13 protein-coding genes are annotated in these 16,772 nt (G+C 37.7%); all 13 read right to left on the reverse strand.

The window, feature by feature from the left end; genetic code table 11:
* Positions 1-214: 214 nt before the first annotated feature.
* The 13 genes from NSQ08_RS17660 to hslV all read right to left on the reverse strand — a co-directional run bounded on the left by NSQ08_RS17660 (position 215) and on the right by hslV (position 16,772).
* Positions 215-4,516, reverse strand: coding sequence for a PolC-type DNA polymerase III (locus NSQ08_RS17660; protein ID WP_002033677.1), 4,302 nt, complete (start codon positions 4,514-4,516; stop codon positions 215-217).
* A gap of 124 nt (positions 4,517-4,640) precedes the next feature.
* Positions 4,641-6,341: a proline--tRNA ligase gene (locus NSQ08_RS17665; protein ID WP_078175371.1), complete on the reverse strand. Its 1,701-nt coding sequence runs from the start codon at positions 6,339-6,341 to the stop codon at positions 4,641-4,643.
* Positions 6,342-6,450: 109 nt separating this feature from the next.
* A complete protein-coding gene (rseP, locus tag NSQ08_RS17670) occupies positions 6,451-7,707 on the reverse strand; it encodes an RIP metalloprotease RseP (protein ID WP_002088169.1) in 1,257 nt (418 codons plus the stop codon).
* A 17-nt stretch (positions 7,708-7,724) separates the two neighbouring features.
* Positions 7,725-8,867, reverse strand: a complete 1,143-nt coding sequence (dxr, locus tag NSQ08_RS17675) for a 1-deoxy-D-xylulose-5-phosphate reductoisomerase (RefSeq protein WP_002014547.1) — start codon at positions 8,865-8,867, stop codon at positions 7,725-7,727.
* 23 nt (positions 8,868-8,890) lie between these two features.
* Positions 8,891-9,682 (reverse strand): phosphatidate cytidylyltransferase, encoded by a 792-nt coding sequence (cdsA, locus tag NSQ08_RS17680; RefSeq protein WP_002088171.1) that lies wholly within the window; start codon positions 9,680-9,682, stop codon positions 8,891-8,893.
* A 17-nt stretch (positions 9,683-9,699) separates the two neighbouring features.
* On the reverse strand, positions 9,700-10,476 hold the full coding sequence (locus NSQ08_RS17685; protein ID WP_002014545.1) for an isoprenyl transferase: 777 nt from the start codon (positions 10,474-10,476) through the stop codon (positions 9,700-9,702).
* Between the two features lie 85 nt (positions 10,477-10,561).
* On the reverse strand, positions 10,562-11,119 hold the full coding sequence (frr, locus tag NSQ08_RS17690; RefSeq protein ID WP_000531506.1) for a ribosome recycling factor: 558 nt from the start codon (positions 11,117-11,119) through the stop codon (positions 10,562-10,564).
* A gap of 3 nt (positions 11,120-11,122) precedes the next feature.
* Positions 11,123-11,845: a UMP kinase gene (gene pyrH, locus NSQ08_RS17695; RefSeq protein ID WP_002014544.1), complete on the reverse strand. Its 723-nt coding sequence runs from the start codon at positions 11,843-11,845 to the stop codon at positions 11,123-11,125.
* 66 nt (positions 11,846-11,911) lie between these two features.
* Positions 11,912-12,799 carry a translation elongation factor Ts gene (gene tsf, locus NSQ08_RS17700; RefSeq protein WP_002088177.1) on the reverse strand — a complete coding sequence of 296 codons (888 nt, stop codon included), beginning with the start codon at positions 12,797-12,799 and terminating at the stop codon, positions 11,912-11,914.
* A gap of 103 nt (positions 12,800-12,902) precedes the next feature.
* Positions 12,903-13,604 (reverse strand): 30S ribosomal protein S2, encoded by a 702-nt coding sequence (rpsB, locus tag NSQ08_RS17705; protein ID WP_002088178.1) that lies wholly within the window; start codon positions 13,602-13,604, stop codon positions 12,903-12,905.
* A 354-nt stretch (positions 13,605-13,958) separates the two neighbouring features.
* The gene (gene codY, locus NSQ08_RS17710; protein ID WP_002014541.1) at positions 13,959-14,738 is read right to left on the reverse strand and encodes a GTP-sensing pleiotropic transcriptional regulator CodY; all 780 of its coding nucleotides are present in this window, start codon (positions 14,736-14,738) and stop codon (positions 13,959-13,961) included.
* Between the two features lie 77 nt (positions 14,739-14,815).
* The gene (hslU, locus tag NSQ08_RS17715; RefSeq protein WP_002014539.1) at positions 14,816-16,207 is read right to left on the reverse strand and encodes an ATP-dependent protease ATPase subunit HslU; all 1,392 of its coding nucleotides are present in this window, start codon (positions 16,205-16,207) and stop codon (positions 14,816-14,818) included.
* Between the two features lie 22 nt (positions 16,208-16,229).
* A complete protein-coding gene (gene hslV, locus NSQ08_RS17720) occupies positions 16,230-16,772 on the reverse strand; it encodes an ATP-dependent protease proteolytic subunit HslV (RefSeq protein WP_002014538.1) in 543 nt (180 codons plus the stop codon).

A 16,772-nucleotide genomic window follows, 5' to 3' on the forward strand; every position in this document is an offset into this window, starting at 1 on the left:
CTGTCTTAGTATTACCAAATTTAAGAAGTAAAACTTGTAACAAAATATGTATATACGACAGAAATATCTTTACTATCTACATCAGCAAAATGTAGATAGTAACACGAAAGAGTGGGTTTCCCCACTCTCTTTTTCACAAAATATACATGACATGGTTATCTCGGTTTATAGTATACCATAGCAAATGTTGATTTGCAAAGATTTTTCCTACCTATTAGAACAGTGACAATTGGTTTTGATCCGGTAAATCTCCTAGACAACCTTGACCATCTAAATACTCAATAATCGTTTTAGAAACCTTACTGCGCTGCTGTAAGTCTTCTTTTGATAAGAAATCACCATTTTTACGAGCTTCAACAATACTGAAAGCTGCGTTTGTACCAAGACCGGGAACTGCATTAAATGGAGGAATTAAAGTATCCCCATCAATTATAAATTCGGTTGCATGCGAGCGGTATAAATCAACCTTTTGGAATGAATAACCACGCTCACACATTTCAAGTGTCATTTCTAATACCGTTAATAAACTCTTCTCTTTCGGTGCTGCATCCAATCCTTTTTGTGCAATCTCATCAATTTTTACACGTATGGATGCTGAACCTTTCGCCATCGCCTCTACATCAAAGTCATCTGCACGAACTGTAAAATATGCCGCATAGAATAAAAGTGCGAAATGTACTTTAAAGTATGCAATACGTACAGCCATAAGTACGTAAGCGGCCGCATGGGCTTTAGGGAACATGTACTTAATCTTCTTACATGAATCAATATACCAACCTGGTACATTGTTATTTCTCATTTCCTCTTCCCATTCTTCAGGTACACCTTTACCTTTACGCACCGACTCCATGATTTTGAAGGCTAATGATGGATCCAAGCCTTGATAAATTAAATATACCATGATGTCATCACGACAACCGATAACTTCACTCAGTGTACACGTACCGTTATAAATTAATTCATTCGCATTACCTAACCATACATCTGTACCATGGGACAGTCCAGAAATTTGGACAAGCTCTGAAAACGTCGTTGGTTTCGTTTCTTCTAACATTTGTCTTACGAATTTCGTACCAAACTCTGGTATACCAAGTGTACCTGTTTTACAGTTAATTTGTTCTTCCGTTACCCCTAAAGATTCTGGACCAGAGAAAATTTTCATTACTTCTGGATCATCCGTTGGGATTGTTTTCGGGTCAATACCACTTAAATCTTGAAGCATACGAATAACAGTCGGATCATCGTGTCCTAATATATCAAGTTTCAATAAATTATCATGAATTGAGTGGAAGTCAAAGTGCGTTGTTCTCCACTCAGCACCTATTGAATCAGCCGGAAACTGAATTGGTGAAAAGTCAAAGATATCCATGTAATCTGGTACAACGATAATACCACCTGGATGCTGTCCGGTCGTACGCTTTACACCTGTACATCCTGCAACTAAGCGATCAATCTCTGCATTTCGAATTGTTAAGTTATGATCATTAGCATAACCTTTCACATACCCATAAGCGGTTTTTTCCGCAACCGTACCAATTGTTCCTGCGCGGTATACATAATCTTCACCGAACAGTAATTTCGTATAGTTATGGGCGCGTGGTTGGTATTCTCCGGAGAAATTCAAATCGATATCCGGTACCTTATCCCCTTTAAATCCAAGGAACGTTTCGAAAGGAATGTCATGCCCATCTTTCACATATGGAACATTACATGTTGGGCATTCTTTATCTGGTAAATCAAAACCAGAACCTACAGAACCGTCATTAAAGAACTCTGATTGTTTACACTTTGGACATACATAGTGCGGTGGTAATGGGTTTACTTCTGTAATTTCCATCATCGTTGCAACAAATGATGAACCTACCGATCCACGCGAACCTACTAGATAACCGTCCACTAACGATTTTTTCACAAGCTTATGTGAAATTAAATAAATAACGGCGAATCCATGTCCAATAATACTTTTCAATTCTTTTTCCAAACGAGCTTCTACAATTTCCGGTAGTTCATCTCCATAGATACTTCTTGCCATTATATAGCTCATATCACGTGTTTCATCATCAGCACCTTCAATTTTCGGTGTGTATAAATCATCTTTTACTGGACGAACATCACCAATTAATGATGCGATCTTGTGTGTATTTGTCACAACAATTTCTTTTGCTTTGTCTTCACCTAAGAATGAAAAACAATCTAGCATTTCATTTGTTGTACGGAAATGTACAGGTGGTAATGAATGGCGATTTAACGGATTAGCTCCTCCCTGCGAACTGACTAAAATTTTCCGATATATCGCGTCCTCAGGATCTAAATAATGCACATTCCCAGTAGCAACAACTGGTTTATCTAACGTCTCACCTAGTTTTACTAAGTTAGAAATTATTGTTTTTAACTGTCCTTCATCTCGAACGAGTTCACGTTCCACTAAATGACGTAACACTTCTGGAGGCATAACCTCAATGTAATCGTAAAACTGTGCAATTTCTTCTACTTCTTCAGGCGCTTTTTGCATCATAGCTTCAAATACTTCACCTTTGTCACAAGCTGTTCCTACTAAAATGCCTTCGCGATATTTTTTTAATAGTGATCGTGGTACACGTGGTACACGATAAAAGTAATTCAAGTGAGAATATGAAACAAGTTTATATAAGTTTTTCAACCCAACATCTGATGTGGCAAGTAACGTCATATGACTTGGACGCCCACGTTTATACGCATCCCCTTGTCCCATACTATCGTTTAGTTGATCGTGATATTCAAATCCCTTTTCAATCACATCTTTTAACATCTTCACAAGTAAATATCCCGTTGCTTCTGTATCATAAATCGCACGGTGATGTTGCGTTAATTCAATATCAAGCTTTTTACACATCGTATTTAATCGATGATTTTTCATTTCTGGGAATAAGAACCGTGCAAGTTCTAACGTATCAATAACTGGATTTTTCGTTTTTTCTATCCCAGCCTTTTTAAAACCTACGTTAATAAAGCCCATATCGAAGCTTGCGTTATGAGCAACAAGTGTATGGTCACCCATCCATTCCTCAAACTTTTTAAACACTTCGTCCACTTCTGGTGCATCAGTTAACATATCATCTGTAATACCTGTTAATTCAATAATCGTCGCCGATAATGGTTGATGAGGATTTGCGAAAGATTCAAAGCGATCAATAATTTCTCCACCTTTTACCTTTACAGCAGCTAACTCAATGACTGTATCATATACAGCAGATAACCCTGTTGTCTCAACGTCAAAGACAACATATGTTTCTTCTGCAAGTAGACGATGTGCTTCGTTATATGCTATCGGCACACCATCATTAACTAAATTTGCTTCTACACCATATAGAACTTTAACTCCAGCCTTTTTACCAGCAGAATATGCTTCTGGGAACGACTGTGCAACAGCATGGTCTGTAACTGCAATAGCCTCATGCCCCCATTTTCCGGCTTGGGCAACGAGCTTAGAAACAGAAGTAACAGCATCCATTTGACTCATTGGAGTATGAAGATGAAGTTCTACTCTTTTTTCTCCTTCTTTTGCTTTATCTTTACGAGAAGGTCCCGTTATTTCATTTATATCATTTGCGATCATAACTAAATCACGCACGAATGTATCATTTTGAACTGAACCACGCGCTTTTACCCAAGTTCCTTTTTTCAAGGATTGTAACATCGGGATATCTTCTTTATCACGTGAGAACATCTTAATCATAATAGAGTCCGTATAGTCAGTTATCTTTAAAGTTAATAATGTACGTCCACTACGAAGTTCTTTCGTCTCTACATGGAAAACATACCCTTGAACGGTTTTTCTTCTTTCTTCATCTTGAATTTCACGCAGCGGCGTAATCTCTTCATCTGGCTTAATAAGATAACCAAGCACAACTGGTCCTTCATGAACAACATCACTTTCTTCAGCTTGCCTTTTAGCCATCTCTTCCATAGCCTGTATAACTCGTTGACGATCTTCTTCCTGTGTCTGCTCACGAAACTTTTGCATTTCTTCTGCATTTTGCTTTATATGTGTGTCTAACTGAAAACGCGGGAATCCAAAAGCTTCGTATTGATCACCTACTGGTTTCGCAACGTTTTTCTTTAAAGTAGTAGATTCCAGCTCATTATTCACATTTAATAGCAACTTCACGCCATTGACCTGCGGAAGTTGCTTCTTTAAGTACGCGAACATAGGTGAAAATGTAATTCGTTCTGTACAAAGCGGCCAATATGCCTTTACTTCTTCTTCTGTAAATTGTTTATTCTCTGCTTCTAATGCAAATGTTGTTCTTGCAATATGAGAAAATGATTGCTTAAGCTTTGTTTCTAGCAACTCATATAATTCTGTCGGCAAAATACGTGGCACTTGTAAGTCAAAATGCCAACTTTTATTCGCTTTATCAATAACTAGCTTTTCAATACCACCGCCATGTAAATATTGATTTATAAGGTCTTCTGGTATTTGCAACTGTTGGAGCAAAATTTGAAATCGCTCTTGTTGTTCATTTGTTAATGACATAAGCACTCTCCTTCCATTTGCTATTATAAATTGAAACGTACTACAAAGAAAGATTTCTTCCTTCTTCTTTTACAAAATACGTTTACAAAGAAAGAGAAGGTACCTCATTACGAGGTACCTCTTCTTATTTTAAAATATTAGCAATATATGTTTGAAGTTCTTCTACTTTCACTTCTTCAGACTCGCCTGTAGCACGTACTTTCACTTCTACAATACCTTCATCTGCTTTTTTACCAACTGTAACACGAACTGGAAGGCCGAATAAATCTGCATCTGCAAATTTAACACCTGCACGTTCTGCACGATCATCTAGTAATACTTCGTATCCTTGCTCTTGTAATGAGTTATAGATATTTTCACCCATTTCACGTTGTGCATCAGATTTCATATTTACTGGAATTACATGCACATGGAACGGTGCAACAGCTTTTGGCCAAACTAAACCGTTCTCATCATTAAACTGCTCTGCGATTGCTGCCACTGTACGAGATACACCGATACCGTAACAACCCATAATAAGTGGTTTTGTTTTTCCGTTTTCATCTAGGAACGTTGCGTTCATTGCTTCACTATAACGAGTTCCTAATTTGAATACATGACCAACTTCAATTCCACGTGCGAAAAGAATTGTTCCATTTCCATCTGGAGATTGGTCTCCTTCTTGGATGAAGCGTAAATCTGTATATTGACTTACTTTAAAGTCACGTTCTGGATTTACATTTACATAATGGAACCCTTCTTCGTTCGCTCCTGAACATCCGTTGACAATTGATGCTACAGCATGGTCAGCGATAATTTCGATATCCCCTGTAACACCAATCGGTCCTAAAGAACCCACTTCACAGTTTAATAACTCTTTTATTTCTTCATGTGAAGCAAGCTCAACGACTGAAGCTCCGTATACATTCTTCACTTTTACATCATTGACTTCATGATCGCCACGAACAAGTACTACTACTAATTTCGCATCTACTTTAAACACCATAGATTTAATGCATTTTTCCGCTGCGATATTTAAGAATGCAGATACTTCTTCAATAGCTTTTTGATCTGGAGTTGCTACTTTTTCAAGTGCTTTTTCGGCTTCATCGCTCTTCGTATACGTAGCAACAACAGGAGCCATTTCAATATTTGCCGCATAATCAGATGTATCAGAATACGCAATTGTATCTTCACCTACATCAGATAACACCATAAATTCGTGTGTATCTTTTCCACCCATTGCTCCAGAATCAGCGATAACTGCACGGAAATTCAAACCACAACGAGCAAAGATATTAGAATACGCTTTGTATAAACCGCTATATACTTCATCCAAACTTTCTTGTGTTGCATGGAAAGAATACGCATCTTTCATTAAAAATTCTCTTCCGCGTAATAAACCGAAACGTGGTCTTTGCTCATCACGGAATTTTGTTTGAATTTGATATAATGTTAATGGTAGTTTTTTGTATGATTTAATTTCATCACGTACAAGATCTGTAATTACTTCCTCATGAGTTGCCCCTAGCGCAAACTCGCGAGCATTACGATCTTTCATACGCATTAATTCTGATCCGTAAGAATACCAACGACCTGATTCTTGCCATAATTCAGAAGCTTGCATAGCTGGCATTAATAGTTCTACTGCCCCTGCGCGCTCCATTTCTTCACGAACAATACGTTCTACTTTGTGTAACACTTTTAAACCAAATGGTAGAAAACTATAAATACCAGAAGCATTTTGACGCATAAACCCTGCGCGAAGTAATAATTGATGACTCTTAATTTCAGCATCTGCTGGAACTTCACGTAATGTAGGACTGAATACCATACTTTGTTTCATTTATTCGCACCTCTTCATTTTACTCTTACACGCAATAAAATCCCTCACCTCGAGTTAGGTGAGGGATTTTATTCTATGAGCTCTATTTCATTATAAACTTCTTCTTATTTTACAAGAAAAACTTACGGATGTCATTCCATGTTACAACTAACATAAGCAACATTAATAATGCAAACCCAATAAAGTGAACCATTCCTTCTTTTTGACGATCAATTGGTTTTCCTCGTAATGCTTCAATTAAGAAGAAGAACAAACGTCCACCGTCTAAAGCTGGGACTGGTAATAAATTAAATAAACCAAGGTTAATACTTAAAACTGCCGCTAAACTTAGTACACGCGTAAATCCATAATCTACAACTTGATCTGTTAGATTATAAATTCCTACTGGACCTGACAACTCATTAATAGAAAATTGACCCGTTACTAATTTCACAAGAGAATCAAAAATTAGTTTCGTCCATTCGTATGTTTGTTCAAACCCTGATTTAATAGAACCCATCACTGTTTTCTCTACAGGAGAATAAACACCAATTCTACCAACTTCGTCTTTTCCTTCTTTATCAAGCGTTGGTGTTACTTTCACATTAAATTGCTCACTATCACGCTTTACATGTAACGTAATTTCTTTATTTGGGTTTTCACGTACAATCGTTACAACATCTTTCCATGTACTAGTGTTTTTCCCATTGATTGCTTGAATTGTATCGTTTTCTTTTAATCCAGCTTGTTCTGCAGCACTATTCTCCATTACTTTTCCGACCATTGGTTTGTCAACAGGAACTCCTTGTACAAATCCAAGAATCACAAAAATAACAAATGCTAGAATAAAGTTCATTGCAGGACCTGCAAAGATTGTTAGAGCACGTTGGCCCAATTTTTTAGAGCCAAATTGTCTATTGTACGGAGCGATTTGAATTTCTTCTCCCGCAGAAATGATACGAGCTTTTTCATTTACTCGGAATGTTTGCAGCTCTTCCTCGTACTCTTCATAACCCAAAATTGTAAGATTATGCTCTAAATCAGCTTGTTCGACTTCAATGACACGAACATTTGGATATTTTTCATGCCCGTCAAAAACTAATTTCACAACTTCGTCTTTTTCATTTAATACAAGTCCAACCTTTTTTCCAGGTTTTAACTCAACTGTGTCCGCATCCTCGCCAGCCATTCTTACATAGCCACCAAGGGGCAGTAATCGAATCGTATACACCGTTTCATTCTTTTCAAATGAGAATATTTTCGGACCAAAACCAATCGCAAACTCGCGGCACAAAATACCTGCTCTTTTTGCGAAATATAGATGCCCTAGCTCATGGAAAAATACGAGTGCACCGAAAATTAATATAAAGGCAATCGCTGTATTCAATTCCATAACCACCTTTGCTAAATTTGTTCCATCACAAACCGTCTTGTGGCTGCGTCAATTTCCTGAATTTCCTCTAAGCTCGGACGTGCAATGACAGTGTGATGGTGCATTGCTTTTTCAATGAGGTCTTCCACTGTTAAGAAACCAATTCTCTTTTGTAAAAAAGCTTCAACAGCTACTTCATTTGCCGCGTTCATTACAGCCGGCATACTTCCACCTGTCTTTCCAGCTTCATACGCAAAACGTAGACAACGGAAACGCTCTTGATTCATTTTCTCAAAATGCAATGTTCCCATTTCCCATAAATTTAACTGTTTCGTGTCTGAAAGAGGCAATCTATCAGGATATGTAAGCGCGTATTGAATCGGTACTCGCATATCAGGTGAGCCAAGCTGTGCCATTACACTACGATCTTCAAATTCAACCATAGAATGAATAATACTTTCTTTATGTAGAACAACATCGATTTGCTCATAAGGGATACCAAAAAGCCAGTGTGCTTCAATTACTTCTAGCCCCTTATTCATCATTGTAGCAGAATCAATTGTAATTTTCGAACCCATTGACCAGTTTGGATGACGAAGTGCATCTTCTACGGTCACTTGATGCAATTCATCTCTCGTTTTATCACGAAAACTTCCGCCTGAAGCAGTTATAATTAAGCGAGAGATTCTTTTTTCATTTTCACCATTCAAGCATTGAAAAATAGCTGAATGTTCACTGTCTACTGGAAGTAACGATACATTATGTTTTCGTGCTGCTTCCATTACAAGATGCCCTGCAGTTACTAACGTTTCTTTATTTGCAATTCCAATTGTTTTTTTCGCCTCAATTGCGCGGAGTGTCGGTAACAACCCTACGCTACCTACAACAGCATTCACTACAATTTCTGTATCTGGGTGCAGCGCTACTTCTAATAAGCCTTCGCTACCATATACTACTTTTGTATTACCAGAAACAGCTTGTAATTTTAAAACATCTTCCTCTCTTTGCACAGAGACAATTTGCGGGGAAAATTCTTGAATTACCTTTACTGCATAATCAACATTTTTCCCTACAGAAAAAGCAACGAGACGGAATTGGTCTGGGTGCGAGCGTAACACATCTAATGTTTGTGTACCGATTGATCCGCTTGCACCTAGTAAACTAATGTTTTTCATGACTCCAACCCCTCGTTCATTTATTAATTGTATTGTAATAAGAAGTATAGAATTGGTAACACAAATAACCAACTATCTGTTCGATCTAAAATACCACCATGTCCAGGTAAAATTGTACCTGAATCCTTTACACCATAATGGCGTTTAAATGCAGATTGCACTAAATCACCAATTTGTCCAAAAATAGAAATGATAATCGTCAGAACGATTAAAACTCCTACATTCGCTTCAACTGGGAAGAACATATTGTAAACAAGTGCAACAACAATTCCACAAACAATACCGCCTAATGAACCTTCAATCGTTTTATTCGGACTAATTTCTGGCCATAATTTTCTTTTTCCAAATGCTTTCCCTATGAAATATGCACCTGAATCAGTTGCCCATATGACAAATAGTGCACAGAACACATATTTGATTCCTAATATTCTCGTTTCATTTAAATATAAGAATCCCATTCCAACATATGTCGTTGCCATAAGTAAAAATGAAGCATTGTCAAAAGTAAATGTATTCTTAGAAAGGACTGTATATGATAAAAGTAATAAAACAATCACAAATGTGATTTCTAATTTACCTAACCCAATCCACGTAAACAGTTCTGATGCACTACTCGGAATTAAAATAATCCACAATAATACTGCAGCTAAAACTGTTGGTACCGAAATAAGCGTAAGCTTGTTCATACGAATTAATTCATATAAACCTATAGAAGCAAGTGCATACACTAAAACTGTAAAAGGCACGCCACCGTAAATTACGATGGGAATGAATAGCGCGGCAGCAATCACTCCAGTAATAATTCTCTGTTTCACTACCAAACCCTCTCTTTCTACACGCCTCCGAATCTGCGCCCTCTATGTTGAAAGTCTGTAATCGCATTTAGCAAATGTTCCTCGGTAAAATCTGGCCAATACACATCTGTAAACCAAAATTCCGAATAAGCAATTTGCCATAACATGAAATTACTAATACGTAGCTCTCCGCTTGTACGGATTAACAACTCTGGATCAGGTAAAGAACTCGTCATTAAGTAAGAAGAAATCTTTTCTTCACTTATTTCTTCCGAACGAATTTTTCCTTCCTCACTATCTTTCATCATATGTTGCACAGCAGAAACGATTTCATCTCGACTTCCATAGTTTAACGCGAAATTAAGAATTAATCCCGTATTCTCTTTCGTATCTTCCATGGCTTTTTCCATCGCTCTGCGCGTATGCGTAGGAAGACGATCTTTTTGCCCTATTACTCGGACTTGTACGTTTTCTTCAATCAACTCTGGTAAAAATGCACCTAAAAATTCTTCTGGAAGCTTCATCAAATAATCAACTTCTTTTTTCGGTCTTTTCCAGTTCTCAGTCGAAAAAGCATAAAGAGTTAATACTTTCACATCAAGCTTACTTGCAAATTTTGTGATTTTCTTCACAACTTGCATACCTTCATGATGACCAGCAATGCGAGGCATGGCTCTTCTCTTTGCCCATCTTCCATTACCATCCATAATAATAGCAATATGTTCTGGGATATATCCTTTTTTCACTTTTTCAATGAGATGATCAAACGATGTGACCTTTTTACTTTTAAAAAAAGGAAACTTTTTAAACATCATTCATACCCTCCAACAAGCAGACGTATGCCTAAAAGTGTAAAAAGACCCCCTTAAGAAGAGGGTCATATTTGCGAAATTATCGCTATTACACTTCCATAATTTCTTTTTCTTTGTTTTTTGCGATTTCGTCAACTTTTGCAATATATTTATCTGTTTCTTTTTGGATATCTTCAGTATATCCTCTTAAATCATCTTCTGTAATGTCGCCAGCTTTTTCAAGCTTCTTAAGGTCATCATTACTGTCACGACGTACGTTACGAACAGCAACTTTTGCTTCCTCAGCATATTTCTTCACAACTTTTACAAGATCGCGACGACGCTCTTCTGTTAATGCAGGAAATGCAATACGAATTACAGTTCCATCATTAGAAGGGTTTAAGCCTAAATCTGCTTTTAAAATTGCTTTTTCAATATCACCGATAGAAGTTTTATCATAAGGTTGAATTACAAGCAAACGTGCTTCTGGAACTGTAATGTTCGCTAATTGCACAACTGGTGTTGGTGCACCATAGTAATCAACTTGTACCTTATCTAATACAGACGAGCTTGCACGACCAGCGCGAACTGTTGCTAATTCACGAGAATAAGCAGCAACTGCTTTTTCCATTTTTTCATTTGAAGACTTCAATACTTGTTGTCCCATAATTTATTTCCCCCTTACAACTGTTCCAATATTTTCGCCTAAAACGGCACGTTTAATGTTACCTTTTTCCATAACCGAGAATACAATTAATGAAATATCATTATCCATACATAAAGAAGAAGCTGTAGAATCCATTACACCTAAACCTGCTTTTAATACATCTAAGTAAGTAAGTGTTTCGTATTTCGTAGCTGTTGGGTCAATAGATGGATCTGCACTATATACGCCATCCACATTATTTTTCGCCATTAAAATAACGTCCGCTTCGATTTCAGCTGCACGTAATGCTGCTGTTGTATCTGTAGAGAAGTATGGGTTACCTGTACCTGCAGCAAAGATAACAACACGTTTTTTCTCTAAGTGACGAATTGCTTTACGACGAATGTAAGGCTCTGCCACTTGACGCATCTCAATTGAAGTTTGTACGCGAGTTTGAATTCCAATATTCTCTAAGCTATCTTGAAGAGCTAATGAATTCATAACTGTTGCTAACATGCCCATGTAATCTGCTCCTGCACGATCCATGCCCATTTCACTTCCAATTTTCCCACGCCAAATGTTACCGCCACCAACAACAACAGCAACCTCTACATCAAGTTCTGCAATTTCTTTCACTTGTTCCGCAACTGACTTAATAACAGCTGGGTTAATTCCAAATCCTTGCTCGCCAGCTAAAGCTTCTCCGCTCAGCTTTAAAACGACACGATTATATTTCGGTTTACTCATAATGAACCTCCAATTGCTTACATCTTTATTTTAAAAAAGGGAACACAATGTGTTCCCTAATCTGTATTAGTTGTTACCTTTTACTTGGTTCATTACTTCTTCAGCAAAGTTGTCTTCGCGTTTTTCGATACCTTCACCAACAGCGTAGCGAACGAATCCTTTTAATGTTCCGCCTTTAGACTCAACGAATTGACGAACTTTCATGTCAGGATTCTTAACGAATGTTTGGTCAAGTAAGCAAATCTCTTCAAAGAATTTGCCAAGACGGCCTTCTACCATTTTCGCAACGATTTTTTCAGGCTTGCCTTCGTTTAAAGCTTGTTGTGTTAATACTTGACGCTCATGCTCAACTTCTTCAGCTGTTACAGCATCGCGGTCGATGTATTTAGGGTTAACTGCTGCGATGTGCATTGCTACATCTTTAGCAGCTGCTTCGTCAGTAGAACCTTCAAGAACTGTTAATACACCAATACGTCCACCCATGTGTAGGTAAGCGCCGAATGCATCAGCATCAGTTTTTGATACGATTTCGAAACGACGAAGTGTAAGTTTTTCACCAATTTTAGCGATTGCTTCGTTGATGTGCTCTTCTACTGTTTTGCCGCCTTCGATTGTTTGAGCCATAGCTTCTTCAACGTTAGCAGGTTTGTTAGCTAATAAGTGAGCAGCTAATTCTTTAATTAACGCTTGGAAACCTTCGTTTTTCGCAACGAAATCAGTCTCAGAGTTTAATTCTAAGATTAAACCTTCGTTACCGTTTGTTTCGATGAAAGTTAAACCTTCAGCAGCGATGCGGTCTGCTTTTTTAGCAGCTTTCGCAATACCTTTTTCACGTAAGAAGTCAATTGCTTTCTCCATGTCGCCGTTAGTTTCTGTTAAAGCTTTTTTGCAGTCCATCATACCTGCGCCAGTTTTTTCGCGAAGTTCTTTTACCATTTGTGCAGTGATTGCCATATTTTTCATCCTCCTAAAATATGTATTTATACCTTTTATAAAGGTGTTTATACCTTAAAAAAGGTGATAAAAGGCCGAACCCCTTATCACCTTTCCAAATTTGTTACGCAGTAACAGTTTCTTCACCTTGTTTTGTTTCAAGGATCGCGTCTGCCATTTTAGATGTAAGAAGTTTTACAGCACGAATTGCATCATCGTTTGCTGGAATAACGTGATCGATTTCGTCCGGATCACAGTTTGTATCAACGATACCGATGATTGGAATGTGTAATTTGCGTGCTTCAGCAACTGCAATACGCTCTTTACGAGGGTCTACTATGAATAATGCACTTGGAAGACCTTTCATATCTTTAATACCGCCTAAGAATTTCTCAAGACGCTCTAACTCTTTTTTAAGTTGAACAACTTCTTTCTTAGGAAGTACTTCGAAAGTACCATCTTCTTGCATTCTTTCGATATCTTTAAGACGCTTGATACGCTTTTGGATTGTTTGGAAGTTTGTTAAAGTTCCACCTAACCAACGTTGGTTAACGAAGTACATACCAGCACGAGTTGCTTCTTCTTTAATAGCTTCTTGTGCTTGTTTTTTAGTACCTACGAATAAAATGTCTCCACCTTCAGCAGCGATGTCACGCATCGTTCTGTAAGCTTCCTCAACTTTTTTCACAGTTTTTTGTAAGTCGATGATGTAGATACCGTTACGCTCTGTGAAGATGTAACGCTTCATTTTTGGGTTCCAACGACGAGTTTGATGTCCGAAATGAACACCAGCTTCAAGCAATTGTTTCATAGAAATTACTGACATAATTTAGTTCCTCCTAAATGGTTTTTTTGATATCCTCCGTTTACTTCATCTCTAAGCGAAACTACGAACGTAGCACCAACACTTAAATCAGTAAACGTGTGTACTTTGTACTGACACCACTGCTTACTATATCATACTGAAATATTACAATCAAGTCGAAAATGCGAACAATGTAAAACTTTCTTTTTTTCACGCTCAAATCCTAGTATTACCAACCTTCAATTCCTTTAAGCAAGGAATTGAAGGTTAATTAATAGTTTTCTAATGAATGTTGTCATGACGCCTTACGTAAGCAAAATCATTCACTTAAAAAAACAAAAAACTCTCCTCAAGCGAGGAGAGTTTTTTTATAAATTAGTTTGTTTTTAATTTAGCAAGTTCCTGTAGAAACTTGTCGTTTAGCACTTTAATGTATGTTCCTTTCATACCTAAAGAGCGAGACTCAATAACACCAGCACTTTCTAATTTACGTAGTGCATTTACGATTACCGAACGAGTAATTCCTACGCGATCAGCAATTTTACTTGCAACAAGTAAACCTTCTGTTCCATTTAATTCTTCGAAGATATGCTCGATTGCTTCTAACTCACTGTAAGATAATGAGCTAATCGCCATCTGAACAACAGCTTTACTACGTGCTTCCTCTTCGATTTCTTCTGCTTTTTCACGTAAGATTTCCATACCTACAACAGTTGAGCTGTATTCAGCAAGAATTAAATCATCGTCTAAGAACTCTTGACCAAGACGAGCTAATACTAGTGTACCTAGACGCTCACCGCCACCAACGATTGGTACGATTGTAGTTAAACCTTGACCGAATAATTCTCTATTTTCTACTGGGAATGCTGTGTAGTCACTATCCACACCTAAATTTGAAGATGTTTCTGTAACATTGAATAAACTTTGCGTATACTCTTCTGGGAATTGACGCTCTGCAAGCATGTGCTTCATACGTTCGTTTTCGATTTGTTGGTGAATCGCATATCCTAATAATTTACCGCGACGACTTACAACGAACACGTTCGCTTCAATTACTTCACACATTGTGTCAGACATCTCTCTAAAGTTTACAGGCTTTCCTGCTGCGCTCTGTAATAACGCATTTAATTTTCTCGTTTTTGCTAATAATTCCATTTCAAAATTTCCTCCTACATGTTACTTACATATTTTTTCATCACTTGGAAACTAGGGCGAGTCACCTGATGACACTATTACAAAATAAACTGGCTCACATCTTTATTTTTAGCTATTGTCGCTAATTTTTCCTCAACATATTGAGGTGTTATCGTTATTTTCTCTAACGTAATTTCAGATGCCTCAAACGATAAATCTTCAAGGAGCTTCTCCATAACAGTATGAAGTCTTCTCGCTCCAATATTATCTGTATCCTGATTAACTTGATAAGCAATCTCAGCAATCTTACGAATAGCTTCGTCTGAAAATTCAATTTCTATACCTTCAGTCGCTAATAACGCCGTGTACTGTTTAATTAGCGCATTGTCAGGCTCGATTAATATTTTAACAAAATCATCCGCCGATAATTTTGTTAATTCTACTCGAATCGGAAATCTCCCTTGCAATTCCGGAATTAAATCCGACGGTTTAGACATATGGAACGCTCCAGCTGCAACAAATAAAATATAATCGGTTTTTACTGATCCGTATTTCGTTGCTACATTCGATCCTTCTACAATCGGTAAAATGTCACGTTGCACACCTTCACGCGATACATCTACGCTATTCGACTGCTTACCAGCAATTTTGTCAATTTCATCGATAAAAATAATCCCGAGCTGTTCAGCACGATAAACAGCCTCTTGTGTAACTTCATCCATATCAATTAAGCGCTGTGCCTCTTCATTTGTCAAGAGTTTTCTTGCTTCTTTTACAGAAAGTTTACGTTTTTTCGTTTTTTTCGGCATGATACTTCCTAGTGCATCTTGGAAATTCATTCCCATTTGTTCCATGCCAGTTCCTTGCAACATATCAAACATAGAAGACTGTTGTTCCGTCACTTCGATTGATATCACTTCATCTTCAAGAAGGCCTGCCGCAAGCTTTCTTTCCACATCTTGACGTTTCTTTTCGATTTCATCATCTTCCTGTGCATCAGATGTTTGGTTTGAATTTTGATTACCACCAAAAAGCATTTCTAATGGATTTTTAAATCCAGATTGCTTCTCCGGACTCGGCACTAAAATTTCAACAAGACGTTGATTCGCTTGCTCTTCTGCTTTATCTTGAACTTTAACTACCATTTCCTCTTTCACAATGCGAACAGACGTTTCAACAAGGTCACGGACCATCGACTCTACATCTCGACCCACATATCCAACTTCTGTAAATTTCGTCGCTTCAACCTTAATAAAAGGTGCTCCAACGAGTTTCGCCATTCGCCGTGCTACCTCTGTTTTACCAACACCTGTCGGTCCAATCATTAAAATGTTTTTAGGTGCAATTTCATCACGTAAATTTTCAACTAATTTACTGCGACGGTATCGATTTCGTAGAGCTACAGCAACCGCTTTCTTTGCATCTTTTTGACCGATGATGTATTGATCTAATTTTTCCACAATTTGACGCGGAGTAAAATGTAAATGCATATAAAATGCCTCCCTTACGATTCTACAATTCTTCAACAATTATGTTGTGGTTCGTATAAACACAAATATCGCCTGCAATTTCTAAACTGGCCTTCGCAATTTGTTTCGCTGTTAAATGTTCACTTGCATGTTGCTTTAAAGCACGACCAGCAGCAAGTGCATAATGTCCGCCTGAACCAATTGCTAAAATACCATCATCTGGTTCAATCACTTCTCCTGTACCTGAAACAAGGAGCATCGTTGTTTTATCCATGACAATGAGCATTGCTTCTAGCTGACGTAGCATTTTATCACCACGCCATTGTTTCGCCATCTCAACTGCAGCGCGCTGCAAGTTGCCATTATACTCTTCTAATTTTCCTTCAAACATTTCAAAAAGAGTAAATGCATCAGCAACTGATCCTGCAAAACCAGCTAAAACTTTCCCTTGGAAAAGTTTGCGAACTTTGCGAGCTGTATGTTTCATTACAACAGCATTTCCCATCGTTACCTGACCATCTCCAGCCATTGCACATTCTCCATTATGATGAACTGCAAATATCGTTGTAGCGTGGAAATTTCCCAT

The organism is Bacillus sp. FSL E2-8887, assembly GCF_038007205.1.
GTDB lineage: Bacteria > Bacillota > Bacilli > Bacillales > Bacillaceae_G > Bacillus_A > Bacillus_A mycoides.